The organism is Brevibacillus sp. HB1.3, assembly GCF_013186635.1.
GTDB classification, from domain to species: domain Bacteria; phylum Bacillota; class Bacilli; order Brevibacillales; family Brevibacillaceae; genus Brevibacillus; species Brevibacillus brevis_D.
Map to the genome: position 1 here is coordinate 132,507 of NZ_JABMIT010000003.1, position 24,460 is coordinate 156,966.

27 protein-coding genes, 5 tRNA genes and 1 riboswitch are annotated in these 24,460 nt (G+C 47.0%); of the genes, 21 read left to right on the forward strand and 11 right to left on the reverse strand.

Annotation, left to right across the window (positions count from 1 at the left end):
- Nucleotides 1-150: 150 nt before the first annotated feature.
- The 7 genes from HPY31_RS08195 (at nt 151) to HPY31_RS08225 (ending at nt 2,827) form a co-directional block, all read left to right on the forward strand.
- Complete coding sequence (locus HPY31_RS08195) at nt 151-693, forward strand: hypothetical protein (protein ID WP_253901738.1); 543 nt, start codon at nt 151-153, stop codon at nt 691-693.
- On the forward strand, nt 659-1,468 hold the full coding sequence (gene thiM, locus HPY31_RS08200; protein ID WP_172140027.1) for a hydroxyethylthiazole kinase: 810 nt from the start codon (nt 659-661) through the stop codon (nt 1,466-1,468). Before HPY31_RS08195 ends, thiM begins: the two co-directional genes overlap by 35 nt.
- A gap of 886 nt (nt 1,469-2,354) precedes the next feature.
- Nucleotides 2,355-2,447: transfer RNA gene (locus HPY31_RS08205), tRNA-Ser, on the forward strand.
- An 8-nt stretch (nt 2,448-2,455) separates the two neighbouring features.
- Nucleotides 2,456-2,529 (forward strand) — tRNA-Glu (locus tag HPY31_RS08210).
- Between the two features lie 33 nt (nt 2,530-2,562).
- Nucleotides 2,563-2,638 (forward strand) — tRNA-Val (locus HPY31_RS08215).
- Between the two features lie 9 nt (nt 2,639-2,647).
- Nucleotides 2,648-2,734: transfer RNA gene (locus tag HPY31_RS08220), tRNA-Leu, on the forward strand.
- Between the two features lie 17 nt (nt 2,735-2,751).
- Nucleotides 2,752-2,827 (forward strand) — tRNA-His (locus HPY31_RS08225).
- Between the two features lie 84 nt (nt 2,828-2,911).
- On the opposite strand, the gene HPY31_RS08230 is transcribed toward HPY31_RS08225, so the two are convergent.
- The 3 genes from HPY31_RS08230 to HPY31_RS08240 all read right to left on the reverse strand — a co-directional run bounded on the left by HPY31_RS08230 (nt 2,912) and on the right by HPY31_RS08240 (nt 4,795).
- A complete protein-coding gene (locus tag HPY31_RS08230; protein WP_172140029.1) occupies nt 2,912-3,277 on the reverse strand; it encodes a glyoxalase superfamily protein in 366 nt (121 codons plus the stop codon).
- Nucleotides 3,274-3,738, reverse strand: a complete 465-nt coding sequence (locus tag HPY31_RS08235; protein WP_172140031.1) for a DinB family protein — start codon at nt 3,736-3,738, stop codon at nt 3,274-3,276. The genes HPY31_RS08230 and HPY31_RS08235 overlap by 4 nt, the downstream gene beginning before the upstream one ends.
- A 148-nt stretch (nt 3,739-3,886) precedes the next feature.
- A complete protein-coding gene (locus HPY31_RS08240) occupies nt 3,887-4,795 on the reverse strand; it encodes an EamA family transporter (RefSeq protein WP_172140033.1) in 909 nt (302 codons plus the stop codon).
- A 286-nt stretch (nt 4,796-5,081) separates the two neighbouring features.
- On the opposite strand from HPY31_RS08240, the gene rarD reads away from it, so the two are divergent.
- Nucleotides 5,082-5,990 (forward strand): EamA family transporter RarD, encoded by a 909-nt coding sequence (gene rarD / locus HPY31_RS08245; RefSeq protein WP_172140035.1) that lies wholly within the window; start codon nt 5,082-5,084, stop codon nt 5,988-5,990.
- A 71-nt stretch (nt 5,991-6,061) separates the two neighbouring features.
- Here rarD and pdxK read toward each other — a convergent pair whose 3' ends face one another.
- Nucleotides 6,062-6,889 carry a pyridoxine/pyridoxal/pyridoxamine kinase gene (pdxK, locus tag HPY31_RS08250; protein WP_064201936.1) on the reverse strand — a complete coding sequence of 276 codons (828 nt, stop codon included), beginning with the start codon at nt 6,887-6,889 and terminating at the stop codon, nt 6,062-6,064.
- Between the two features lie 170 nt (nt 6,890-7,059).
- The gene (locus HPY31_RS08255) at nt 7,060-7,233 is read right to left on the reverse strand and encodes a hypothetical protein (protein WP_007723176.1); all 174 of its coding nucleotides are present in this window, start codon (nt 7,231-7,233) and stop codon (nt 7,060-7,062) included.
- 219 nt (nt 7,234-7,452) lie between these two features.
- Here HPY31_RS08255 and HPY31_RS08260 point away from each other — a divergent pair, with 219 nt between their 5' ends.
- Genes HPY31_RS08260 through HPY31_RS08270 form a run of 3 tightly spaced genes read left to right on the forward strand, consistent with a single transcriptional unit; the run spans nt 7,453 to nt 11,178 of the window.
- Nucleotides 7,453-8,154, forward strand: coding sequence for an ABC transporter ATP-binding protein (locus HPY31_RS08260; protein ID WP_172140037.1), 702 nt, complete (start codon nt 7,453-7,455; stop codon nt 8,152-8,154).
- A 24-nt stretch (nt 8,155-8,178) separates the two neighbouring features.
- Entirely contained in the window at nt 8,179-9,636 is a 1,458-nt protein-coding gene (locus tag HPY31_RS08265) for an ABC transporter permease (RefSeq protein ID WP_172140039.1), read from the forward strand.
- A gap of 24 nt (nt 9,637-9,660) precedes the next feature.
- Nucleotides 9,661-11,178, forward strand: coding sequence for an efflux RND transporter periplasmic adaptor subunit (locus HPY31_RS08270; RefSeq protein ID WP_172140041.1), 1,518 nt, complete (start codon nt 9,661-9,663; stop codon nt 11,176-11,178).
- A 90-nt stretch (nt 11,179-11,268) separates the two neighbouring features.
- Here the strand turns inward: HPY31_RS08270 and HPY31_RS08275 are convergent, their stop codons facing one another.
- Both HPY31_RS08275 and HPY31_RS08280 read right to left on the reverse strand, forming a co-directional pair.
- On the reverse strand, nt 11,269-11,943 hold the full coding sequence (locus tag HPY31_RS08275; RefSeq protein ID WP_172140043.1) for a hypothetical protein: 675 nt from the start codon (nt 11,941-11,943) through the stop codon (nt 11,269-11,271).
- The gene (locus HPY31_RS08280) at nt 11,940-12,728 is read right to left on the reverse strand and encodes a class I SAM-dependent methyltransferase (RefSeq protein ID WP_172140045.1); all 789 of its coding nucleotides are present in this window, start codon (nt 12,726-12,728) and stop codon (nt 11,940-11,942) included. Before HPY31_RS08280 ends, HPY31_RS08275 begins: the two co-directional genes overlap by 4 nt.
- A 191-nt stretch (nt 12,729-12,919) precedes the next feature.
- Here HPY31_RS08280 and HPY31_RS08285 point away from each other — a divergent pair, with 191 nt between their 5' ends.
- The 3 genes from HPY31_RS08285 to HPY31_RS08295 all read left to right on the forward strand — a co-directional run bounded on the left by HPY31_RS08285 (nt 12,920) and on the right by HPY31_RS08295 (nt 16,082).
- On the forward strand, nt 12,920-14,959 hold the full coding sequence (locus tag HPY31_RS08285) for a hypothetical protein (RefSeq protein ID WP_172140047.1): 2,040 nt from the start codon (nt 12,920-12,922) through the stop codon (nt 14,957-14,959).
- A gap of 63 nt (nt 14,960-15,022) precedes the next feature.
- Complete coding sequence (locus HPY31_RS08290; protein ID WP_371811695.1) at nt 15,023-15,214, forward strand: hypothetical protein; 192 nt, start codon at nt 15,023-15,025, stop codon at nt 15,212-15,214.
- Between the two features lie 13 nt (nt 15,215-15,227).
- Nucleotides 15,228-16,082 (forward strand): EcsC family protein, encoded by an 855-nt coding sequence (locus HPY31_RS08295; RefSeq protein WP_172140051.1) that lies wholly within the window; start codon nt 15,228-15,230, stop codon nt 16,080-16,082.
- Here HPY31_RS08295 and HPY31_RS08300 read toward each other — a convergent pair.
- Together HPY31_RS08300 and HPY31_RS08305 are read right to left on the reverse strand one after the other, a co-directional pair.
- Nucleotides 16,057-16,605, reverse strand: coding sequence for a GNAT family N-acetyltransferase (locus HPY31_RS08300; RefSeq protein WP_172140053.1), 549 nt, complete (start codon nt 16,603-16,605; stop codon nt 16,057-16,059). The genes HPY31_RS08295 and HPY31_RS08300 overlap by 26 nt on opposite strands.
- Before the next feature lie 68 nt (nt 16,606-16,673).
- Nucleotides 16,674-17,114 carry a flavodoxin gene (locus HPY31_RS08305; protein ID WP_172140055.1) on the reverse strand — a complete coding sequence of 147 codons (441 nt, stop codon included), beginning with the start codon at nt 17,112-17,114 and terminating at the stop codon, nt 16,674-16,676.
- 140 nt (nt 17,115-17,254) lie between these two features.
- Nucleotides 17,255-17,444: riboswitch (Lysine riboswitch) on the forward strand.
- Between the two features lie 91 nt (nt 17,445-17,535).
- Between HPY31_RS08305 and dapD the strand changes: the two genes are divergently transcribed.
- The 5 genes from dapD to HPY31_RS08330 all read left to right on the forward strand — a co-directional run bounded on the left by dapD (nt 17,536) and on the right by HPY31_RS08330 (nt 21,956).
- On the forward strand, nt 17,536-18,246 hold the full coding sequence (dapD, locus tag HPY31_RS08310) for a 2,3,4,5-tetrahydropyridine-2,6-dicarboxylate N-acetyltransferase (protein ID WP_007723196.1): 711 nt from the start codon (nt 17,536-17,538) through the stop codon (nt 18,244-18,246).
- Nucleotides 18,247-18,260: 14 nt separating this feature from the next.
- Nucleotides 18,261-19,475 (forward strand): aspartate aminotransferase family protein, encoded by a 1,215-nt coding sequence (locus tag HPY31_RS08315; RefSeq protein WP_172140057.1) that lies wholly within the window; start codon nt 18,261-18,263, stop codon nt 19,473-19,475.
- 3 nt (nt 19,476-19,478) lie between these two features.
- Nucleotides 19,479-20,612, forward strand: a complete 1,134-nt coding sequence (locus tag HPY31_RS08320) for an N-acetyldiaminopimelate deacetylase (RefSeq protein WP_172140059.1) — start codon at nt 19,479-19,481, stop codon at nt 20,610-20,612.
- A gap of 273 nt (nt 20,613-20,885) precedes the next feature.
- Nucleotides 20,886-21,485, forward strand: coding sequence for a hypothetical protein (locus tag HPY31_RS08325; RefSeq protein ID WP_016740669.1), 600 nt, complete (start codon nt 20,886-20,888; stop codon nt 21,483-21,485).
- Between the two features lie 108 nt (nt 21,486-21,593).
- Nucleotides 21,594-21,956 carry a DUF4912 domain-containing protein gene (locus HPY31_RS08330; RefSeq protein WP_007723202.1) on the forward strand — a complete coding sequence of 121 codons (363 nt, stop codon included), beginning with the start codon at nt 21,594-21,596 and terminating at the stop codon, nt 21,954-21,956.
- Nucleotides 21,957-22,068: 112 nt separating this feature from the next.
- Here HPY31_RS08330 and HPY31_RS08335 read toward each other — a convergent pair whose 3' ends face one another.
- On the reverse strand, nt 22,069-22,707 hold the full coding sequence (locus HPY31_RS08335) for a glycoside hydrolase family 73 protein (RefSeq protein WP_172140061.1): 639 nt from the start codon (nt 22,705-22,707) through the stop codon (nt 22,069-22,071).
- 109 nt (nt 22,708-22,816) lie between these two features.
- Nucleotides 22,817-23,245 carry a DUF1885 family protein gene (locus HPY31_RS08340; RefSeq protein WP_016740671.1) on the reverse strand — a complete coding sequence of 143 codons (429 nt, stop codon included), beginning with the start codon at nt 23,243-23,245 and terminating at the stop codon, nt 22,817-22,819.
- Nucleotides 23,246-23,425: 180 nt separating this feature from the next.
- Between HPY31_RS08340 and HPY31_RS08345 the strand changes: the two genes are divergently transcribed.
- On the forward strand, nt 23,426-23,974 hold the full coding sequence (locus HPY31_RS08345) for a MarR family winged helix-turn-helix transcriptional regulator (protein ID WP_026134060.1): 549 nt from the start codon (nt 23,426-23,428) through the stop codon (nt 23,972-23,974).
- Nucleotides 23,975-24,052: 78 nt separating this feature from the next.
- A complete protein-coding gene (locus tag HPY31_RS08350) occupies nt 24,053-24,352 on the forward strand; it encodes a DUF3055 domain-containing protein (RefSeq protein ID WP_015892160.1) in 300 nt (99 codons plus the stop codon).
- The last annotated feature ends 108 nt before the right edge of the window (nt 24,353-24,460 follow it).

The window sequence follows — 24,460 nt, forward strand, 5'->3', positions numbered from 1 at the left end:
GCATCGCTTCCTCAACCGATACCAAAAGAGAGACAAAATAGGGGAGATAGGGGAACAGATATGCCTACATACTATTACTTCACCTGCCTAAAATGCCGAACCCGGGGGGGAGTTTTCGGCGAACAGGCCTGGGGCTGGGGAAACTTTGATATGATCGAGTCCTTCAAATACCTGGCTCACCACATCCGTACTTGCGGAGAAGATTCGATTCGCGTAATTTCTGAGGATGTAGATGATTATGTAGATCAGCTACACGGAGAGTACAACACCTTCCTTGAGCAAACGAAGCATATATTTCCGCATTCCAAGGATTGGGAGTTTCTTGATCGATGGAAAACACTAAAAGTAGAAGAAATGAAGCTAAAATGGGTCGAGGAAAATCGGATCATGCATCCAGATGATCGGATGAAAATATGCGGTGTGCTTGATTCCGTGGATATCTTGAAAGAAGGGGCGGGAAGAGTCTCGTTTAGTGCTAGTGTGACGGATGATGATGGGAAAGTGTGGAAAATCGTAGCGAATATGCACGAATTACCCCTCTTAAAACACGCGTATATCATCATTGGCGTCATACAAGAGCATTCTATATTAGGAGAAGTCATCGAGGTGTACAAGATGATTCCACGAACCTCTGTTCAGGAGGAAAGGGGTAACGATCATGATTCTGGAGACAATCGGGCAATTACTAATTAAAGTGCGCGAGGAAAATCCACTCGTTCATAACATAACGAACGTAGTTGTCACAAACTTTACAGCGAACGGCTTGTTAGCTCTTGGTGCATCCCCTGTCATGGCGTACGCCAAACAAGAGGTGGCAGATATGGCAAAGATCGCCGGAGCTCTTGTATTGAATATAGGGACATTGAATGAGCATGAGATCGAAGCGATGTTGATCGCAGGAAAATCCGCGAATCAGCATGGAGTGCCTGTTTTGTTTGATCCAGTGGGAGCGGGAGCAACATCGTATCGAACCGAGACAAGTCAACATCTTGCGCAGGAATTAGATATAGCCCTCGTAAGAGGAAATGCTGCCGAGATTGCGAACGTTATCGGGGAGCGGTGGGAAATTAAAGGTGTAGATGCGAAGGAAGCGGGTGGAGATGTCGAGGACCTAGCGAGAGCAGCAGCGAAAAAGCTAAGGACAATTGTTGCGATTACGGGTAAGGTCGACGTTATTTCGGACGGAGAAACGACTTACTCGATCTATAATGGTCACCCAATCTTAACGAAGGTGACTGGAACAGGCTGTTTGTTAACGTCTGTTATGGGAGCGTTTGCAGCCATTGCAAAAGACAAGCTGATCGCAGGAGCTGCGGCATTGGTATGCTACGGTGTTGCTGCTCAGCTGGCAGCCGAGAAAGCAGCAGAAGGAGGCCCAGGCAGTTTCCAAATCGAATTTTTGAATGTCTTGCATAACTTGACCGCAGACGATGTTCGCCGTCTTGGATACATCGAAAAAAGGGAATAAAAATTCCCCTTTTAAAAAGGGGAGGAAAATGGCCGTAGAACGATTAAGCTAGATATGTTAGACAGTAGCTGTAATTTCGTAGTGAATAAGACAGCAGCTTCTTCTGGTGCTCTGAGAGTGATAGGAATATAAATTCAACGTGATCATCATCGTATGGACGGACATAAAAACGGGAAATACCATGACAAATAATTTCTCTCTTTAACGTCAGTGCCACACTGGCGTCTGTTCGTATGTGCAATTCCACGCTGCGTACCCTCCTTGGACATTCAATAGAGTACCAAAAAAATACAAGGAAAAACAAGGTAATTATGTCTGAATCATGTCCAAGTTGTTACCGTTTTTTGGATGAAAACTGACAAGGAGAACGATTCAGAAAAGGCTAGCGAGGATTGCTGGGAAAGCACCCTGTTCGTGAGAAAAAGTTCGAGATGATTCCGGCCATTTTCCCTTTCTCCGTTGTGTTGTTTACTTTATTTCGAAGGCAGCGTACGAGCTCCTGATCGCAGTGACAAGAGAAATAGCCGTGCTTTACATAGCATTCATCATGCCTCTTGCAGCATCTGTCGACATCATCAATGGGCGCAGCCGGCCCGGAGCATCCAGGCCCACACCAGTTTCCGTACAAACAGGGGAAGCCTACTGAACGGCGTTTTCTTTTTGACAACTGACATCACTCCGTCTGGTAAAGGAATACTACTTGTATCATATTGAACAAGAAGGGAAGTTGCTTTAGGCAATCTCCCTTTTTTCGTTTCGATAGATAATCGCCTGACATGAACGGCTTGGAGATGGACAAAGGGAAAAACTTTCAAAATATCACTTGATATCATGTTGTGAATATGATAGATTAATTCTTGCCGAAGCGAATGCTTGCAGGCTCGATGGATGGATGTCCGAGCGGCCGAAGGAGCACGATTGGAAATCGTGTAGGCGGTGTCGAACCGTCTCGTGGGTTCAAATCCCACTCCATCCGCCATCATACTTGGCCCGTTGGTGAAGCGGTTTAACACAGCAGCCTTTCACGCTGTCATACAGGGGTTCGAATCCCCTACGGGTCACTTAGAAAAATCCCTACATCTTGTAGGTGATTTGGAGGCTTAGCTCAGCTGGGAGAGCATCTGCCTTACAAGCAGAGGGTCGGCGGTTCGATCCCGTCAGCCTCCACCATTTTTATATGCGGTCGTGGCGGAATTGGCAGACGCGCTAGATTCAGGTTCTAGTGGTGGCAACACCGTGGAGGTTCAAGTCCTCTCGACCGCACCAAGCAAACCCTATATATGGCGGTCGTGGCGAAGGGGTTAACGCACCGGATTGTGGCTCCGGCACTCGTGGGTTCAAGTCCCATCGATCGCCCCATCTATTTATGTTCAAAATGTAAAACGAAATAGCCCAGCGGTGGCTCCTGTAAAGGAACTCCGGCTGGGCTTTCTTTGTCTTTGTTTACGAGTGATCAGGCTGATAAAAGTGAAGGCGATTGCCAAAAGGATCGGTCACGCTCACTTCACGCGTTCCCCACGGCGTCTCCTCTAAACCAGGACGAGCATACTTGTACTCTTGACTTAACAGGGACTGATGAAAAAGCTCAATGTTCTCTACCTGTACGCGAATCGCTGAGCCAGGACAAGCATCCCCGTGATGCTCGGACAGATGAAGCGTGCACGACGGAGAGGAAATTTGCATGTACAAAGGAAAATGATCTTCGTACCGATGCTCCCAATCAATCTGAAAACCTAGAAACTCCACATAAAACTCTCTTGCCTTCTCAACATCAAACATACGAAAAATCGGCGTGATAATCTGATTCATTTGCCCAGACACCTCCGGATTGAATTGAGGGAGGCGAGGTGCATCCCTTCGTGAAAAATCGTTCGGACAAGCACTTGTGCAATCGTATGCATGCCAGATTCCGTTGCGGGAAACTCTTCTTCTAATCGATCCTTGTAAGCGGCTTGTATCTTCTGAGGTTGTTCTTGTAATAAGGAGACGAGCACGGCGAGTTTCGGTGGCTGCGTATCCCAATCAGCTGGCTTTGTCCCGAAGTTAAACCATTCGTTGAAGCCAGAGGGGATTGGGATCGTTTCTTTTGTTAGGTGAGCGATCCATAAATACTGATCGAGATAGATATGCCCCAGATTCCACAAGATATTGTTGGAGAAACCATCGGGAATGATGTTCACATCTTCCTCCGTCAAGCCATCGATTGCTTTTAATGTCTCCTGTCGATAATCCGCTAGCTGCTGGAATAACACTTTATGCCGTTTTTCCATATCCTTTCCCCCTAGAGTGGCAGTCTTTGTAAATAAATTCGAGTCAAAGATTCTACCTTCCTTCTATAAGAAGAGGGAGCATCGTCAAAAAAAGCGTGCAGAGCCAATTCGTCTGCACGCTTTTTGTATGCGGTTATAAGAAACGGCGCTACATTCTTTCCTGCTCGAGGGCGTGAGAAGGGGAGAATAGTTTCCGCCATTTTACTTGCGGTACGCAGATGGCAGCAAGGATCATGAATACGCCACCCCATTGAGGGAGAGAGACAGTCTCTTGAAGCACGAAGCTCGACAAGAGCACGACGGTGGGCAGCTCGACTGCACTTAAAATGGTAGCCAGTCCATTGCCGATCCGTGGCACACCGACAGCCAAACAGAAGATGGGAATAACCGAACCGAAGATCGCAACCAAAAGACCAAGCGGCAGCAAACCTTGCAGAAGCTGACCATTTACCAGGAAAGTTGGTGGATAAACGATCGAGAGCATCAGGGCAGCCATACTAATCGAAATCGCGCTTCGCAAGTAGGGGTCCATTCCTGGAAGAATTCGCCCGCTAAAGAAAATAACCAAGGCAAAGGTCGCGCCCGACATCAGACCGAAGATCAGTCCGACCATGTCTACACTCTGAATACCGCTTTCGCTAAGTCCACTTGCAAGAACGGTCCCTGCTCCAAGCATAGCCAGAGAAACCCATTTTTCAGCGGCCGGCCATTTGCGATCCACAATCGCCTCCAGCAAAACGCCGATCCAAGTAAACTGAAAGAGAAGAACGATTGCGAGCGAAGCAGAAACCCGGCTAACAGCCTGATGATAAAAAAGACTGGTTGAGGCCATCATGAGGCTGGCTGGTGCCAAAAGCAACAAATACTTGAACGAAAACCGTTGCTTGGAGAAAAAGATGGCCATGACCGTCATGATCAATCCGCCAAAAATCAATTGGCTTCCACTCATTTCAAATGGCGTAAAGCCGAGTTGAAAAGCATGCTTCATGAAGATCGAGAGGACACCGTAGCTACACGCACCGAGTAAAACTAAAAAGATAGATCGCCAGTATGTCATAAGTAAAAGTTCCTTTCGTATGACTAAACTCGGAAGAATAATGACTATTGTACTACAGGTCTAAAAGTGGTACAATAAAATTTTTGTCCATACTTTATTATGCTACTAAGGTAATTAGATAGCTGTATGCATTGGTAATATGGTAACGAATGAAAGTGTAGGGGACACCTTCTTTTACGTGAGAATACATAGCTGTTTTTTCGTATTTCCGTTACACTACTTCATAGAGAAGAAGTTTAAAAGTCGTCGATAGAAAAAGAGAAGGCGAAACACATGGAGGAGCAGGATGAGACAGGGGATTATTTATGCAATTGTGGCGTATTTGGCTTGGGGGTTACTCCCGCTCTATTGGAAGCTGTTTCAGGCAATGGGGGCATGGGAGATACTCGCACATCGAATCGTCTGGTCGATTATTTTTGTCGCAATCATTATTCAGGTAACGAAACGCTGGCGCAGTATGTGGGGAGCGGTTACTGGTTTTAAAATGTTCGGAGCATTAGCGATATGTTCACTGCTAATCAGCGCAAACTGGCTTATTTTTATCTGGGCAGTGAATAACAATCATGTCATGCAAACAAGTCTTGGTTACTACATGAATCCTCTCATCACCGTACTACTTGGAGTCCTTTTCTTAAAAGAAAAAATGCATGCTGGGCAATGGTTCGCGCTTATACTCGCGGCTTTCGGAGTCCTGTTCATCACCTTCCAATACGGTGAGATTCCATGGGTCTCTTTATCACTTGCTCTGACCTTTGCTTTTTACAGCTTGGCGAAAAAACTCGTCCGGTTGGAGGCGATGGTTGGACTGGCGTGGGAGACGCTGTTTGTAGCCCCTATTGCTTTCGCTTATTTGTTGATGCTACAGGTCAATGGGACGGAGACGATGACATCCTTAGCGTGGTGGCAACTTTTGTTGCTGACACTGGCGGGGGTAGCTACTGCCATGCCGCTCTACTGGTTCGCTCAAGCAGCGACGAGACTCCCACTTTCCGTTGTGGGCTTCATTCAATACTTGGCGCCTACAATATCGCTCCTATCAGCTGTTTTCCTGTTCGGTGAGCCTTTCACCCAAACACATTTCATCAGCTTTGGATTCATCTGGTCTGCGCTCATCGTATTTACAGTGTCTTCTGTACGCATAAAACGAAAAGCTGCCCCAATTAATCCCGAGGTCGCTATCAAAAAACAAGCGTAACCATAAGAAAACTCCTGGCCCGCCGAGAAAGACTCGGAGCTGGTCAGGAGTTTTTGTTTACCGAGATGTGATTAGCAAATCGCTTCGCCGTGCTTTTTCATGCGGTACGCGCCGTGATTAGTAGGGCCCACATATTGATTGAGCGCAAACGAGTGACGAATCGCTTCGGTAATAAATTCTTTGGCAACAGCTACTGCGTTGTGTACAGAGCTTCCTTTTGCCAATTCAGCACAGATTGCAGCTGAGAACGTGCAGCCGGCACCATGAGTAAAGCTCGTCTCAAAGCGCTCTGATTCCATTACCTCGATCGTTTTCCCGTCATAGAAAACATCTACGGCATTTCCGCTTTGAAGCTTGCTGCCACCTTTTACCACGACATAAGAGGTGCCGAAGTCGTGAATGCGCTTCGCCGCTTCCTTCATGTCATCTACACTTTTCAGCGCGCCCATTTGGCTAAGAATACCAGCCTCGAACAGGTTAGGAGTCGCAACTGTTGCATGCGGCAGCAAGACTTCGCGCAGGCTGACTGCAATTTCTGGATGGAGTGCTTCATCTGCACCCTTACAGATCATCACAGGGTCAACGACAACATTTTTCAAATCGTATTGTTTTATTTTACGGGTAGCGAGGTCAACCAATTCAGTGGTTCCGAGCATCCCTGTTTTTACAGCATCTACGCCAATTCCTGCGAGTACGGTTTCGATTTGTTTTTCTAGGATCGCAACATCGATGGGAAACACTTCGTGGAACCATTCGTTATGTGGATCTTGGGCTACGATAACGGTGAGGGCGGTCATCCCGAAAACACCAAGCTCCTGAAACGTTTTGAGGTCTGCTTGCTGACCAGCTCCGCCGCTGGTGTCGGAACCTGCAATGGTGAGTGCTTTCTTCATGGTCATTGTGATTATCTCCCTTTGTATACCGCTGCACAATAGAAGCGGATCTATACTGTCATGCGCTGTAATGCCTCTCTCTCTATTAAAGAGGAAGAAATCGGTGCTGTCAATAATATCCCCAAAATATAAAAACCGCCTCCCTTAGCGGGAAAGCGGTTTATGTATGTGTGCATTTATGCTTGAGAAGCAGCGTGGTGAAAAGAGAAGCTGATGGTAGTGGACATGGACTTGGAACGCTTGGTTGCAAGCTGTTTGGCTTGTTTTGCTGCCTCAAACATACTGGGTGCCTTGATGATTTCAACCCATCTGCGTGTTGCTGTTTCAAATAAAAAGCGATAGATAGTCATCTTTTTCGACCTCCATGGTTTGTTGACATCTACATTGTAATACGTAAGAGGATGCAAGAGGTTACATAGCTGTTACATATTTTTGAAGAAAACATGGTTATTTTGTAAATCGTAAAATGTTTCCGAAAGAAGCGTTACGTTTTGCGAAATGCTACGTCTTTAGTATGTGATGTTTACGAAAGCTTCCATTTTTAGAGAACGAATGAGGTGCGACAAACGATGGTCAATTCAACAGGAGAGCTGACGGTGACAGGGGTCAATCACAGCTACGGAACGGGAAAAATCAAAGTGCCCGTGCTGTATGATATCAACCTTCATATCAACCAGGGAGAATTCGTAGCTCTGTGCGGTTCGTCGGGGTCAGGGAAGTCTACGCTCTTGAATTTGCTTGCAGGTTTGACCAAGCCGGAGGAAGGGAGTGTCATGGTTAGCGGAGCAGAGATTTCCAGCTACAGCGAAAACGAACTATGCATGTTTCGCCGTAAAAATATGGGTTTTATCTTCCAGTCATACAATCTGCTCCCGAATCTGACAGCGTTGGAAAACGTAGAACTTCCCTTGATTTTTGCAGGCGAAAGCAAGAAAAAACGTCGGGCGAAAGCAACGGAAATCCTACACCGCGTAGGGCTGGAAGGTCGTATCGACCACAGACCCAATGAGCTTAGTGGTGGACAGCAGCAGCGTGTCAGTATTGCAAGAGCGCTCGTCAATCAGCCTGGCATCATCTTGGCGGATGAGCCGACGGGGAACCTGGACTCAAAGACAGAACAAGAGATTCTCCTACTAATGAGAGAAATGAACAAGGAAAATGGGACTACGTTCATCATCGTTACCCATGAGCAGGAAGTAGCGGAACAGTCCGACCGCGTCATTTATCTCCAGGACGGACGGGTTGTACAAAAAAGGACAAGACCAGCGTAGGCGAGGGTATGAGGTGAACAAACAGTGAAGGTAATGGATTCTTTTCGCATCGTCTGGAGGAATCTGTGGCGAATGAAGCTACGGACAGCCCTCACGTCGGTTGGTGTCATGATCGGGACGGCTGCAATCGTCGCGATGATGGCGCTTAGTTTAGGGCTTAAGGAAAGTGCGGTAAAAAGCTTGGAGAACTTCGGGAACTTGACGGAGATGGACGTCGAGCCATTGCGTTGGTACGAGGAAAATGGCGAATGGATTGATGTTCCAGAGGATAAAGTCAAGAAGCTAAATATGCAAGCGGTGCAGGATTTAAAAAGGATTCCTGGCATTCAGGCAGTTATGCCGATAAAAGAATTACGAGAGCAAGCGAAGCTTAAGGTAGGTAGACGAGAAGGTTACGTAGAGCTGATTGGGGTGGATGTGAATGAATCGGCTGCCTATCGCAAAAATGACATTGAAAAAGGAAGCTATCTGACAGGGGCGCCACAAGAGATAGTGGTTGCTTTCGATGTATCCAGAGAATTGCGTGACGTAGAAAAGGAAAAGCGCGAGGAACGGCGAAGAAAAGCCGGAGCTGGACGGCATGAAATGTCTCAGATGCCACCTCCTGATATAGGGGGCGGAGAAGCGCTGACCTTCAATCTCGTAGACAGAGCAGGGACTCTCATCTTGTCACGCGAATACCGCATCGACGATGAACCGAAATACGAGAAAAAAGAACTGCGTGTGAAGGTTGTCGGTCAATTAAAGAAGTCCGAAGAACGTAGGTCGTCATCCGCGGTTTATGTACCGATTAATGTAGTGAAAGAGCTGAACGATTGGGTCACGCGCAGCCGAGGTAACGAAGTCGAAGAGGGAGCATCGCGCAGATCACGTGATAAAGCCAAAAAGGAAACCTTTGAATTTGACAGAATTACAGTCAAGGTAGAATCTCGTGAAAAAGTCGAGAGTGTTGTCAAAGCGCTGAAGGAAAATGGTTTTGAAGTATGGTCGCCTGCACGCGAGCTGGAAACCATCAATAACTTCTTCTTCGTAATTCAGATGGTCCTCGGAGGAATTGCAGCAATCTCCCTGCTCGTCGCAACTATTGGAATCGTCAATACGATGATCATGTCGATTTTAGAGCGAACCAAAGAGATTGGCATCATGAAAGTAATCGGAGCCACTGTGTTGAATATTCGTTGGCTGTTCTTAATGGAGTCAGGCTTTATTGGCTTAATTGGTGGACTAGCTGGTCTTGGCATGGCGTGGGGAGCGGTTGAGCTCGTGAATTACTTCGGAGCGTCTGGCGGTCTCTTGGATAGTCTGAATATGGGTTACGGCGGTGGTAATCCAGAGGGTGAACCAACAAAATTGGCGGTCATTCCGAGCTGGCTAGCACTCTTTGCAATTGGCTTCTCCTTTGTTATTGGAGTGTTGGCGGGAATCTTCCCGGCGATCCGCGCGTCTCGTTTAAGTGCGCTGCAAGCGATTCGATCAGAATAAGTGATGAAATGTGAGGAACGTAAGATGAACAAGAAAAAATGGATCATTATCGCCACGGTCGTGGCCGTTCTTGGAGGGGGCAGCTATTACGGCTACTCGTACTTCAAGGGCGAAGAGGTTACAGAAGAAAAGCCAGAAGAAAAACCGAATTTCCCGACAGCGGTCGTGGAACGTGGCGAGGTCAAGAAGACGATCAACTCAGCAGGTACAGTGGAAGCGAAGGCGCGTGAGGAAGTCAAGCCCGAGCTCAATGGCAAGGTGCAACGTGTGCTAGTCAAGGAAGGTCAGTCTGTGAAAAAAGGCGATGTCTTGTTCACGATAGACAGCTCTGATGCACAGCTGGAAATTCAAAAGCTGGAGCTGGAAATTTTAAAAGCGAAAAAAGAACTAAGTGAAATTAAACAGAAAAAAGACAAGATCACGGCTACCAAGGAAGGGAAAGTCATCGAAGTCTCAGTGGAAGAAGGGCAAGATGTCAGACCAGAAACGGTAGTCGCCAAACTTGCTAATACCGACTATTTGAAAATTATTGGGCAATTTACCTCTTATGAGTCTGAACGATTTAATGTAGGCACAAAAGTGAAGGTATTCATCCCGACTTCCATGTATTTTGTGGATGGTGTTGTCACGGAAGTGGATAGAATAGGTGAAAAAGTAGAAGGTGCTGGCGGAATTCACAATGTCGAGGTATTGGTCAAGAAGCCTGGGGCCATTTACGTTGGGGACAAGGGTGAGGTACAATTCACGGATGATAAGGGACTCTTATATGTAAGCCGAAATCAGAAAGAATTCCAGTTGCCAGATGAAATGGAGATATTGGCTGGTACTTACGGGAAAATTGGCAAGGTCAATGTGAAAAAGGACGATGTAGTCAAAGTAGGGCAACAATTGTTCAAGATGGATATGGAAGCGTCCGGCATGGAGCTGATGGAAAAAGAACTAGCGCTAAAAAGTTCCTTATTGAACATGGAGCAGAAAAAGCGTGAAATTGCGAAGAACCAAGTAACTGCGCCAATTAGCGGTGTCATCACCAAGCTAGGTGTAAAAGAAGGCGAATCGCCAGGATCAGAGCCTGCGGCCATTATTATGGACACAACTTCTGTTTACTTTATGGCAGCCGTTGGAGAGCTTGATATTCCCGCGATTAAAATCGGACAAAATGTCGATGTTTACGTGTATGCATTTGGTACCGAGCCGTTTAAAGGCAAAGTCGTAGAGCTCCCGAAAGAAGGGAAAAAAGAAGACAAGGAAGTTCGTTTCGCGGTAAAGGTGGAACTACTAGACAAGGCTGAATTTAAGCATGGGATGACGGGAGACAACGATATTATCGTCGCTCAAGCACAGAATGTCCTGCGCTTGCCAAGTAATGCGGTTGAGATTCTGGGGCCAGGTCAGGGGACGGTAATGGTGAAAGATCCGAGCACTGGAGATCCGATGCCGAAGGACGTACAAATCGGGATTGAAGGTTATGATTTTATTGAAATCAAAGGCGGCTTGAATGAGGGAGACGAGGTTCTGGTAACCAACGCCGAAGGCATGTAAAAGCCAATTGAATGTGTTTATAGCGACAGCCCCGTTGCCACTGGTCAAAAACCTTAGGAAACGGGGCTGTTTTTTTACACGCTACGATTTTCAACGATTTAAAAGTAATGGTAACGTTGCGGACACTTTCGACGTCAAACTATGTAAAGGATGGGAAATCTTACAGCCGTTTTCCTTTGCAAACTGATCAGCAACAGGTGCCATGGAGAGCTGTGCTACTGCAATTGGTTGATCCGGAAACGTTTGGCGGAGCTGATACAGGGCGTCTTTTATTGCTTCTCTGTACGCTTCTTGCTTGTTTTCCATGAGCAGGGCAAAAGTATTTTCGACGAGAGATACTTGTACCTCTGGATGAAGGTTGTGGGAATGGGCGAGCTTCGTGAGACGCTCCATCGTAGGTTGGACAGTAGCGGGATTGGAGAACAGCAGAACTTGTGGTTCAGAATGACGGGCAAGCTCATGAAAAAATGGTCCGTCGATCGTGAAGAGTGGGACAGTGGCAGTTGCTTCAATCTCTGGTGTTACCAGTGCGGCATACTGCGTGCAAGTGATCACGATTGCATCGACCGCGCAGTTCTGCATCCAGTTTAGCTGCTCGCGTAATTTGACTTGTGCCTGTTCCGTGGTATGGACAGGAATTCCCGCGTTTTGCAGGAGCAAACCTGGATCAACAAAATGAAGGAGCTCTACTTCAAAGGCTGCGAACGCATCTGATAAGAGGGAAATATTCGAATAATGTCCATGGAGACAGGCAATACGGGTCATCGTGCAGCTCCCCTTTGTAGAGTATCCTTATGGGCAAGGACGCGAATACGCTTGTAATCGAGCACCCAGTGTCCCTCTTGAAGCAGAGCAGGACGCAGTATGTCAGTGATTTCCCTACATACTTGCTGGATTTCATCTGAGGACAGTCCCGCGAAAAAAGGACTGCAAAAAGAATTCAGCCAATGTGACAGGCCAAGGTCTCCATCAGCCATGACTGTCGGTCGATCAAAATGGGAAGCAAGAACGACGTGGAAGCCTTGCTTTTCCAAAAGAGTCGTGTACTCTCCTATGCTGGGAAAATACCAAGGTGAGCGCTCATCGGCAGATATTCCTCTACGTGCTAAAACAGTCCGTAATGCCTTTGTGATTTGTCCACAATTGCCGTGTCCTCCAAATTCGGCGACAAAGCGTCCACCGGGAGCTAGAGCCATCCAAATGGTTTCAATGACTTCAGCAGGACGTTTCATCCAGTGGAGTGCGGCATTGGAAAAGACAGCGTCGTAGCTGACAACTGTACGATACGTATGCGCATCGGCTACTTCAAAAGCAAACTGCGGATATTTTTTGCGAGCAGCCTCAATCATGGTGGCAGAAAAGTCGATTCCTGTCACATATGCTCCTGCAAGCGATAGTTCGGCACACAGGTCGCCTGTTCCACAGCCTAAGTCAAGAATGCTTTCTCCAGGAGCCGGCTGTAGCCAGTCCACTAACCCTTTGCCGTATTCAGAAACGAAATTCATTTTGGCGTCGTACAGTCCGGCATTCCATTGATTGGTTTGTACCATCTGAATCCCCTCCTTTTCATCCATTTTTACCGACTAGGGAGATATAAGTCAAATCTATATAAATTATAAACTGGATAGTATTTAACTATATCTAGCGCGTGAAAAAGCTTTATGATTGTAAAGGATATTTCGCCGTTTTTGTCGAATGATCACAGTTGAAAATTGTAAGGAAGAAAGTAGGAGGACAATTCGTGAAAAAATGGGTTGTAAAAGCACTTCTAGTGTGTTTGGCAACGGGCACCCTTTTATCAGGTGTGTCAGTACCGCCAGCCATGGGGGCCGGGGCAACAGCATCCATGAAAAAAAACAGCCAAGTATCAAAGCCACTCCGGCAGCAGCCTGTTCACGATATGGTTATCTTTAACGATTATCAGGTTGCAGGACTGGATTCAAATGGTTGGAACTGGGTGAAGAATGATGAGTTTATTCTTCCTCCCGAGACACCACTTGATATTGACGTGATACAGACCACTTATGGAACTGGCACCAACATCAATCGGAAGCAAGTTTTATTGGATGGCGTAGAGTTACCGGAGTATCAAGCCGAAAATACCTCGTCACAGACTACTTTCAAATGGCAAGTACCTCGGTTTACCATTCCAGCACAAAAGCTGTCTGCTGGCTCGCATACCTTGACCTTTGTTGTGACAGATGCCAAAGGGAAGAGCAGCACAGTGCATGTGCGATTTCTGGTAGAGGCCATAAATTACCCGAGCATATTTAACGGGGAAAAGGCAGAGGGAGAACCAGTACCAAGTGGCGGGCAAACGGCGATTTTTGGAATGATGGGTTCACACGACTTTACCAGTTCTGTACCAGGTACGTGGAAATTAACAAATAAGTCCACGAGTACAGAGATGAGGTCTGTTCAAGAAACAATATTTTCGACGGGGACATTGTTGACGGGGCAGTATGAGCTCCTCTTTGTTCCAAATGATACATCCATGTCACCTTGGATGACGACGATTCAAGTAGGCGTTGCAGAGCTGTACATGGGAACGGATGCAAGCGGTCAAAAGCTGACGCAAGATCAGAAAATAACAGCTCCAGCAGCACCAGGGAAGGTTCCATTGTATTCGCCAATCCCAGGAAGATGGTCGGTGAACGGGACAGGACAAACCTTGACAGACGCGCAACATTTTGAGGTGGACATTCCTGAGAGACTGGCTGGAATCACCATCGCTGTCACGTTTGAGCCTGTTTCGGGGCAAAAAGAGACATCCTCTTTGTGGGGCGATACTTCGGCGACAACGGTCCAAATACAAATACCAGGTGCACCAAATGCCTGCGGCCCTGCTGATGGAAATGTCACGATGGATGTGTTGATGAAGCAGAACGAAAAATCAACACCGACGGTAGAAAAGATGAACCTGTATTCCTCTGATAATACAGTCAAGCTGTATCAGAATCCTGTTCATGTGATCTGGCTGACCACTGCTGCCGAGCACATTGAAAAGGGAAGTGAAGCAGATGATGATGAGGGGCCGGGTGTATGGGCGATCGATAACGTCATTGTCGATGAGAGCAAATTGAATTGGGATCACACGGGATTGCTGTTGTCCGGCTACAAGCCAGGTCGCTACAAAGTCAACTACTATAGTAAAAGAGACCCAGCGCAAGTATGGTGCGGCTATGTTCAAGTGATAGAAGATTCTCCTCCAATCAAGTCGTATCCGGCATGTGAGCCTGGGGATACAGGGGTAAGTCCGCCAAGTTCGCCACTTCTTCTTCGAAGCGAGAGCGGCAAGGAATACCGGGACGGACAAAAAATTACCGTGAACGCAGGCGATGATCTCGAAATGGAAGACCTAAGGCTGATCGCTACTCATGCTGAGCTAGTCGGATCCAAAAAGATCAGGGATAAGAGCGAAAAGAAGTCCTACTATATGCCGAAATTTGAATGGAAACATGGCGAGATTGGTATTGGTGCCAACCGGAAGCACAGTAACGGTACCATTTCCTCAGAAAATCGGATCGAGATCTTTTTCGGGGACGAAGAGATCGCCAGCATCAAGCCCAGCAAAGGTGATGATGACGATGGCGAGGGACTTGAATCACTGAATTTGAAAAGGTATATCAATACGGATAAGCCCGGAGAATACAAGATCAAGGTAACGAATACGCTTAGCAATAAGACCTGCACGGTTATCAACTCCAAAAGAAAGTACACGAAGAAAAACGATGTAAATGAGCGTAATGAAACATTGACGCTTACAATTGAAGTGAAATAGTAGATAGGAAAACCCCCTTGCATTTTGGCATGGGGGTTTTCGACTACAAGGGGAGGGATTTCTGTGACAAATGAACAGAAGGCGATCTTAGAAAAGTTCGGCTTTCGGATTGAAGGAGAGCAAGTGAAACATTTAAAGCTGGGGATCGTAAGAAATAAAAAAGAATTCGTCTGCCACGCCACGCCAGAAGAGTTGCAGGACTATATCAAGTCCATCTTGCGCAACCAATGTCAGTGGAAGCGAGAATCTGAGTGAGCAGGCAGGGAGGTTGTTGGGGTTGAAAGAGTCTAGGGAAACATTGGTTACGGCCTTACGCGAAGTGGAGGTCTGGGAGAAGGACCAGAACGACTTGTGGTTCTGGGAAAAGCTTGGCAGACTTCCTTTTGTTCTCTTAGATCGGATTACGCCTGCATTTGTTCAGGAGAAGCTGGGAAAAGCCGTAGATGAAATGGCAGCCTTTCTAGAGACAGGTGGGACTTATTTGGTGCAGGATGAACCGATATACAAGCGGTTTGGCAAACGGTTAGAGGGATCCGGTACTTCTGTAATTGGCAAGGAGGAGATTGCTGCTGTACCGCTTACAATCATGAATGATGTCGCAATGGAGCTGAAGGATTCACGGGCGAATTTTGCCACAGTACAAGGTGCGACGACTGGCTTTGGGGGGATATTTACTCTCGCGATCGATATCCCGCTATTGATGGGGACATCCCTAAAAGTATTACAAGAGATGGCGCTTGCCTATGGCTATCGACCGGAAGAGAAGAGGGAACGGCTGTTTGTCGTCAAATGCTTGCAATTTGCTTCATCAGACATCGTAGGGAAAAAAGCGATACTCGCTGAACTCTCCCGCTTTGATGAACCAAATGCGCAGAGAGAGGTAATGGCACAATTACAGGGATGGCGTGAAGTCGTGGTTACGTACACAGAAAACTTCGGGTGGAAAAAGTTATTTCAAATGGTGCCTATCGCGGGTATTTTGTTCGGAGCGTATTTGAATCGCTCAACCGTAAAGGATGTCGCCGAAGCGGGGATGATGCTGTACCGCAAACGGCGCATCCTGGAGCGGCTGCGCGAGATTGAAAAGAGCAAGGAGATTACACAGACCACTCCTCAGCAGTAAGAGCGTAGATGAGATGGTCCTCCCATACACCGTTAATTTGCAAATAGCGTAACGATAGCCCTTCCTGGCGAAAATCGTTTTTTTCCAAGACGCGAATGGAAGCTTGGTTGCGAGGCATGACAGCCGCTTGTACCCTGTGTAGCCCAACATCCGTTAAAGCAAAGCGAAGGGCAAGATTTACAGCTAATGTTGTATAGCCTTTGCCATTGCAGGCCTGATCCATGAAGTAGCCAATCGTCGCATTTTGCCATGCGCCGCGTGCGACATTCGACAACGCTACACGTCCAATCATCTTTTCGGATTCCCGAGAGAATACGCCGAAAGCATAGGCAGTACCACGTTCAAAATCATTCTGTGCTTGCGAAATCTGTTCTTGCTGTGCTGGGAGGGTCAGAAATGAAGCGGGGCGGATCGGTTCAAATGGTTGGAGAAATTCATGATTACGCAGCCGAAGCTCTAGGAGCTCGGCTGCGTCTTGTTGGTGGAGAGGCCGTAACAGAATCTCGTCTGTATGTAGTGACATGTGATCAATCCTCCTTAAAAAGTTGGATTGATAGTATAGCATGTGCCAGAGTATTTAGGAAACATCGATTAGCCGAGCAATTCAGCAAACGATACCCCAAATGCTTTGCAAGTTTCCACTTCTTTTGCCGTAGGAGAAAGCTCGATTTTCAAACCTTCCAGAGGAGTTTCCGCGCCACGCTCACGCGCCTTTTTCAGCAAAATATCAACAGCTGCACCGACATGCTCGTAAGCGGAATCGCAAGAGCCAAAAGCAACAACCTTTTTCCCGCTGAGGTCAATATCGTCCATTTCCTCATAAAAATCCAGGCATTCATCTGGGAGTTCGCCATCGCCCCATGTGTAGGCACCAAGCAAGATTCCGTCGTAAGCCTCGAGTTCTTTTGCATTCGCGTCCATCACTTCTTTTATCTCCAGCTCAGCACCAGTTGAACGAATACCTTCTGCAATTGCTTCAGCAATTTCCTGTGTATTCCCTGTCATGCTCGCGTATACCATCAAAATGCTCATAAAACGTAAACCCTCCAGTTGGATAATGAGTATCATTCTCACAAATAAAATTAATGAAAATGAGAATCGTTGTCAATAACTTTTTTCATCTTGCCACGTTTCATTGATTTTGGTAGAGTTAAATAAAATTAATATAATGTACACTAAATAGAGGTGCGCCGAAGAAGAGTAAGCCTTTTCGCAATCTGCCAGGGGGCAGGAGAAGGAAGAAAGGCTAAAGCGCCGAAGCTTATGCTATGCCCCTACGTAGCACAGGCTGGGGTGTCTCATGAAAAATGGACATCCTGTCACAAGGGACCTGACATCTTTTTGTGGAGCGCTATTTATGATTTGCTTACGTAGTATCAAAAGCAATGAGATAGCGAATGCACTCATTGCTTTTTTTGATTTACCATGCTGTTATTTTGAGGAGGATGTAACAATGAACATGATGGATGCTAACGAAATTATCGCGTTTATTCAAAAAAGCGAAAAGAAAACACCTGTGAAGGTATATGTGAAAGGGAACCTGGAGGGAATCGACTTTGGTGCGAGCTCCAAAGCCTTCATTACTGGTCCGACAGGTGTTGTTTTTGGTGAATGGAAAGAGATTGAGCCAGTTCTCGCTGCTAATGCAGACAAAATTGAAGATTATGTAGTAGAAAGCGATCGTCGCAACTCCGCCATTCCATTGCTGGATACAAAAGGGATTCAAGCGCGTATTGAGCCAGGCGCAATTATCCGTGACCAAGTGACAATCGGTAACAATGCCGTCATCATGATGGGTGCTTCCATTAACATCGGTGCAGTGATCGGTGAAGGTACGATGATCGATATGAATGTTGTAGTAGGTGGACGTGGAACCATCGGGAAAAACTGCCACATCGGCGCTGGATCGGTTATCGCAGGCGTTATCGAGCCGCCGTCTGCACAGCCAGTTGTTGTCGAGGATGATGTTGTCATCGGAGCAAATGCTGTCATTCTGGAAGGTGTACGCGTAGGAAAAGGTGCTGTTGTAGCAGCAGGTGCTGTCGTCATTGAAGATGTACCTCCATACGTAGTCGTTGCGGGAACACCTGCACGTGTGATCAAGCAAATCGATGAAAAAACTCGTTCCAAGACAGAGATCAAGCAGGAGCTACGTCAGCTGTAAGGGAGAGAGTGCACATGGACTGGCGTTCGCTCGATGAACAATATATCGTCTCCTCTTATAAAAGACTTCCGATTGCCATAGAGAAAGGCGAAGGAAATTACTTGTACGATACGAACGGGAAGAGTTATCTCGACTTGTTTACTGGACTCGCGGTAAATGTTTTGGGGCATTCGCATCCGCGCATTGTACAGGCTCTGCGTGAGCAGGGAGAGCGCTTCTTGCATATTTCCAATGTATTTTTAAACAAGCCGGCTATTCGATTAGCGGAGCGTTTGGTTGCGAACAGCATCAGCGGTAAGGTGTTTTTCACCAACTCTGGTGCTGAGGCCACAGAGTCTGCGATCAAGCTGATTCACAAATGGACGAAAAACGAGGGAGCAGGTCGTGAAGGCATCGTTGTTTTACGCAACAGCTTTCACGGGCGAACACTTGGAGCAGTGCGTCTGACGAGGCAGGCTCACGTCTATCAAGACTTTCCTCAGCCAGCTTTTCCTGTTTATGAACTGGATGTGGAGGACACGGCAGGATTGCGAGCGATTTGCCAGGAGGCAAGACCCGCTGCGGTCCTTATGGAGCCAGTATTGGGTTCCGGCGGTGTCGTGCCGCTAACAGAAGCGTTCTTGCGAGAGGTAGCTGCCATCTGTGAACAAGAAGGCATGCTCTTTGTCATGGACGAAATCCAGACAGGAATGGGCAGAACAGGAAAGCTGTTTGCTTATGAGCATGCAGGCGTAACGCCAGACCTTATCCTTTTCGCCAAAGGCATAGGGGGAGGGCTTCCCCTCGGCGGTGTCATCGCTGGTCCAAAGCTGATGAACCAGTTCAAACCGGGGGATCACGGAACGACATTCGCACCATCGCCATTGTCTGCTGCCCTGGGGAATGTCGTGTTGGACGAATTGCTTAATCCAGCCTTCATCGCTCATGTAGAAGAAGTGATTGCGTACCTGTGGTCGGGCTTGGAAGCGTTGCGAACGCGTCTTCCAGATCAACTGCAATCCCTTCGCGGAAAAGGCTTGATGGTTGGAATTCCGCTCTCGTTCACCCCAGAAGAGGTAAGCCACTTGCAGCAAGCATTGCTTGACGAAGGAATCCTCGTAGACGTGACGCAGAAAACGATTGTTCGTCTGCTTCCGCCACTGACGTTGACAAAAGCCGATGTCGACCGTTTCCTTGCTGTGTTTGAGGAGCAATTAACAGCAAGAACGGGTACGAAAAAGGAGGCGTAGACCATGACGACTTCCTTGTTTACACAAATTCGCCGAGATTTGCACCAAATACCGGAGCCAGGCTTCGCTGAAGTGAAGACGCAGCAATACTTGCTCGATTATTTGAAAAAGCTGCCTCAGGAGCGAATCGAGATTAAAACGTGGCGGACAGGCATTTTGGTCAAGCTGGCAGGAACAAAGCCAAAACGACTAATTGCCTGGCGGACGGATATGGATGGCCTACCGATCGTAGAGGAAACGTCCTATCCGTTTCGGTCGCTTCATGAAGGGTATATGCATGCTTGCGGCCATGACATGCATATGGCAATCGCTCTTGGTCTCCTGACGCATTTTACTGAGCATTCGATCACAGATGATTTGCTGTTCCTCTTCCAGCCGGCAGAAGAAGGCCCTGGCGGTGCTTGGCCAATGATGGAAAGTGAAGAGTTTGCAGAGTGGCGACCGGACTGCATTTTTGCCCTGCATATCGCGCCAGAATACCCAGTTGGTCAAATTGCAACAAAGCCAGGAATTTTGTTTGCCAACACTTCTGAGTTGTACATTGATCTGGTCGGCAAAGGGGGACATGCAGCCTTTCCTCACAAGGCGAATGACATGGTGGTTGCAGGAAGCCATCTGGTGACACAGCTTCAATCGATTATTTCGCGCAATATCGATCCATTGGATTCTGCCGTCGTAACGATTGGCAAGCTGGAGAGCGGGACGAAGCAAAACATCATCGCGGAGAAGTCCAGGCTAGAAGGGACGATCCGAACCTTTTCGATGGAATCGATGGCACTTGTCAAGAGCCGCATTGAATCACTCGTAAAGGGAGTGGAAATAGGCTTTGACTGTCAGGCAACGATTGACTATGGCGTTGGCTACTGCCAGGTTTACAACGAGGAGCAGCTAACGACTGACTTCATGCAATGGGTACAGGAACAATGTGAAGATGTAACCCTCATCACCTGCAAGGAAGCCATGACCGGAGAAGACTTCGGGTACTTTTTGAAAGAAATCCCCGGCTTTTTATTCTGGCTGGGTGTGCAAACGCCATACGGCTTGCACCATTCCAAAATTGAGCCTAACGAAGACGCGATCGAGGTTGCCATTCGTCTGGTCTCCCGGTATTTTACTTGGCTTTCGCAACAGGAGTAGCAGGTGTCAGGAGCAAAAAAAGAGTGGCTGGATAGCCGCTCTTTTTGCTGTGTCATTCCCAGCTGTATTTTGGTCAAGAGTAAGAGGTAGTTACTAACATCTCTGTGTATAAGTCTTTCTTCCTAAGGTTTTTGTGCTTGTGGATAATGTGGATATTGTTGAAAAAACTTATCAGGGCAGCACAACTATTTCCTTTTCCAAACGTATAAACTAGGGAGAAGAAATTCCGGAAAAACAAGCGCTGCCGCGCACACATACAGGAGGATTATTGACATGAAAAAAGCATGGTTATCGGCCTTGTTGGCGTTGACTGTAGCAGCAGGGGTGGGGAGCACTACTGCGCTGGGAGAAGGTGCGATGCGCGTATTTTTCGGTGCGGAAACTGTAGCGAGTGAAATGCCAGCATCCAAGGCTGAATCGGTAGAATCAATAGTGAACAAGCTCGGTGGTTTCGTCGATTACGATCAGCAATCGGGCAAATTGCAAGTGATTAAGCCAAACGTAAATATTATTGTGGTCGAAGGGATTCAGCAGACCCGCAATAAAAATGTCGTTTTCAGCAACCCTGTCAAAGGATACAGCGATAAAAATGTGCCTCGTACGTTTAACGTTTTCGTAGAGGTTGATGACGCGCCTATCGCCAAAGACTTGCGCATGCAGCTCGTGTTAGTCGGACCGGACGGTAAAGAAGTGTCTAAAGGGAAAGAGTGGAAATACTCCACACAGAATGCAAACAGTTTTTATTTTTCCGAGCCTTTTGTATCTACGAAACTCGAAGCATACGGCACTTATAAAGTACAAGTTCAAATGAAATCCGAGAAATTCACGTCTTATGTAACCGTCGGTGAAAATACATTTACAGTTGGACGCTAAAAATTATGGCTTGGATGCGTTTCCACTTTACATGTCCCCGTGCTATAATATACGGAAAAGCCAATATACTTGGTAATAGCAAGTAAAAGAAAGGAACGATGGGAGCGAATGGAGACAAATCCCCCGCGATCGTCCACGGATGTAGAAGGCCCGAGTATACGCATTGCCTGGAAAGATGAGCAGTCCATTCAGGCAGAGTGGAGCATGACGAAGGAGTTCGAGCAAGAAATAGAGCGAAAGTTTGCGATTCCATTTGCTGAACTGCCTTTTGTCCTACGCCTTTTTGATGTGACGTACCGCAAAGAGATCCGAAATGATGGCACTGACCTTTACACTGATTTTGATATCAACCACCGTTCTTCCGAATGGATTTTGTACGGAGTGACGCAAGGATTGGAATATTGCGTCGATCTGGGAATTCGGATGGTGGACGGAAGGTTTTATTCGCTGTCCAGGTCTCAAATGATTTGATCAACGTGCTCAAGCAACGTTACGACTGAGGCAACTGCATTTTTATACGAAACAGCCCCATTACCCCAAGATTTGCTTGTGGCAATGGGGCTTTTGATTTTTATTCATGGACTCATGGCTTCTCTCGCTGTTTGTCCAACAGTCGCAGGGCAATTGCTAAAACAGCCCATACTGGCATTGGTTCATCTAGCTTATTTAGCCAATCGGGCGAGGTCAGCAAGCCCTCCTGTAACGCACGATTTCCCAGCTCCCGTTTCCAGGGAGGAATCGCTTGGGGCTCTTCCGGGCCGAATTGATCGTACTGGGTCAGGTTGTACGTCTGAATAAGGCGCGTCAGCTTTTCAGCGTACGCAGGATCGGTAGCGTAGCCGGCTCCCTCTAAAGCCTGTGCGGCTTGTGCGGGAGTCGTGGCTGCAAGCACGTTTTTGTAAGCGGGCTTGCCTAAAAACTGGGCATGGTCCTCCATGGATTGCTGATAATTTTCATAAGCGCGGAACTGGGAAGTACGTGTAACCGTCTTGCCGTTTTCCACCTCTTTGCTTTCGATGGTGACAGAGCCAGCAGGTCCCGTTCCCTTTATTCCAAAGAGGTTGTACGAGGATATCCCAGTGGCAGGGTCAACAGGTACTTTTTGACCCCAACCTGACTCGAGTATGGCTTGCGCTATTGTAATGGAGGGGAATATACGATGATTCTGATAAGACTTTCTGGCGTGGTCAGCAATCAACTGAATAAATGCTTGGGCATCCATAAGCTCCCCCCTTTGCTCTCTTTGTTATTCGTATGAAAAAAAGAGGTCGGGGGGAATAGGCCTGAACATGAAAAACAGTCGACATGACTCGACTGTTTTTCGTTTTTCTTTATGGCTTTCGAGGTTGGAAATATTGAATGCGGTTGTTGAAGAGGTGAAGCTCTGCTTTATAATCACGTGCCAAGTATCGACAGTACTCATTTGCCTTGTTTTTGTCGCCATGTGTGGCTGATTCAGGGAGGGACACTTGTATGTAGTGCTTTTCGGAACCGTTTTCATTTTTGCTCCCGACTCCAACAACGATGGCTTTGTACATATTTGGGTCTTTTCCTTTGAGAAGGAACCACGCGTCCTTTCCTTCAGGGCGTTCTTCTAGGGTGTAAGGGAAAGCGGCGTCAGCATAGGTCCAGCCCAACTGCTTTCCTGTTTTTGTGGTCATGTCAACGTATCGCGTAAACTTGGCTTTCACGTCGTCAATACTTGCAGATGCTGCGGTAGAACCATCAACGAAATAGATGTAGGCCGATTGAAGTTTCACGACTGCACTCACTCCTAGTACCGGTATTCTGTGCGTTAAGTGTAGCATTGTCTTCCACTCTTTGGCAATGAGGCAGTTGGCGACCAAAAACAATTGCGTGTCTTTTCTGAAAAGTGTAAAATATATATCATATTTATATGCCGTTAGATGAACGATAAAGGATCATGGAGGAATATACGCATGCAGGAGGCCTCAATTAGACATGTATTCGAAGCTTTAAACACCATGCGCGCCATCGATGTGGTGAACAAAGAAGACTGGGAGCGGGCAGCGAAGGAAGCTGAATTGGATTCCTCCGTACAGTTAAACATTCTCTGGATCATCTACTGCTATGAAGGTGTACGCGTCACGCAAATTGCAGATTGGACCTTCTGGCATCCCTCTTCGATTGTCATTCATATCAAGAAATTAATGGAGAAAGGCATGGTGACCATCGAAAAGTCGGAGTTGGATGGGCGTGTGGTTCACGTATACCCGACTGAAAAAGGAAAAGAAGTCTTGGAAGCCAGTCGAAGAAGTGTACCAGATATTTTTAGATTGACGTATGCATTGGAGAAAATGGAGGAACGATACAGTACAGCAGTAGTTGAACTGTTCTTTGAATGTCTCTCCTTTGTCGCGCAATCGTTGCATGGAGCAGAAAAAGTAAGATGGATTCAAGAAGGCGAAGACAGGGTCATGAACCCGACACGTCTGGTAAATGATGCCGTTTGGGTAGCAAAAACGTGATTTTTCGCTTATACTAGTAAATAATCCGAATATTTTACGAAATTCGGAGGCCAAAATACTGTTGAGGAGGGATTGCTGATGGAGCACTACGACCACTTATACGACGTATCGGAGAATGCTAATGTACGTTTTCTCGGTTTTATTTCAGAGGGAACACGATACGACTTTGGCATGGTATTTACACACAAGTTTTATGGGAAGCCGTTGGTGATCTGTATGCAGACAGGGCAATCGACTCTTCTCAGTTCTGAAGATGCGGTGAATCCAGGATACCTGCAAAAAATTTTCAGGCTGGATTCAGAGAACGAGGCAGTCGCGCTTGCTGAGTTTTTTCAGGAGCATTTACCATCCATTCCATTTGAAGAAAATCAGTATTAGGTAACGAGCAGAAGTTTATCTTCTGCTCGTTTTGGCTTTTTTTGTAAAATACTACCCTCCGTTTTTTAGTATAATCGAAAGAACTCAAGCAGTAGGAGGAAGAGGGAG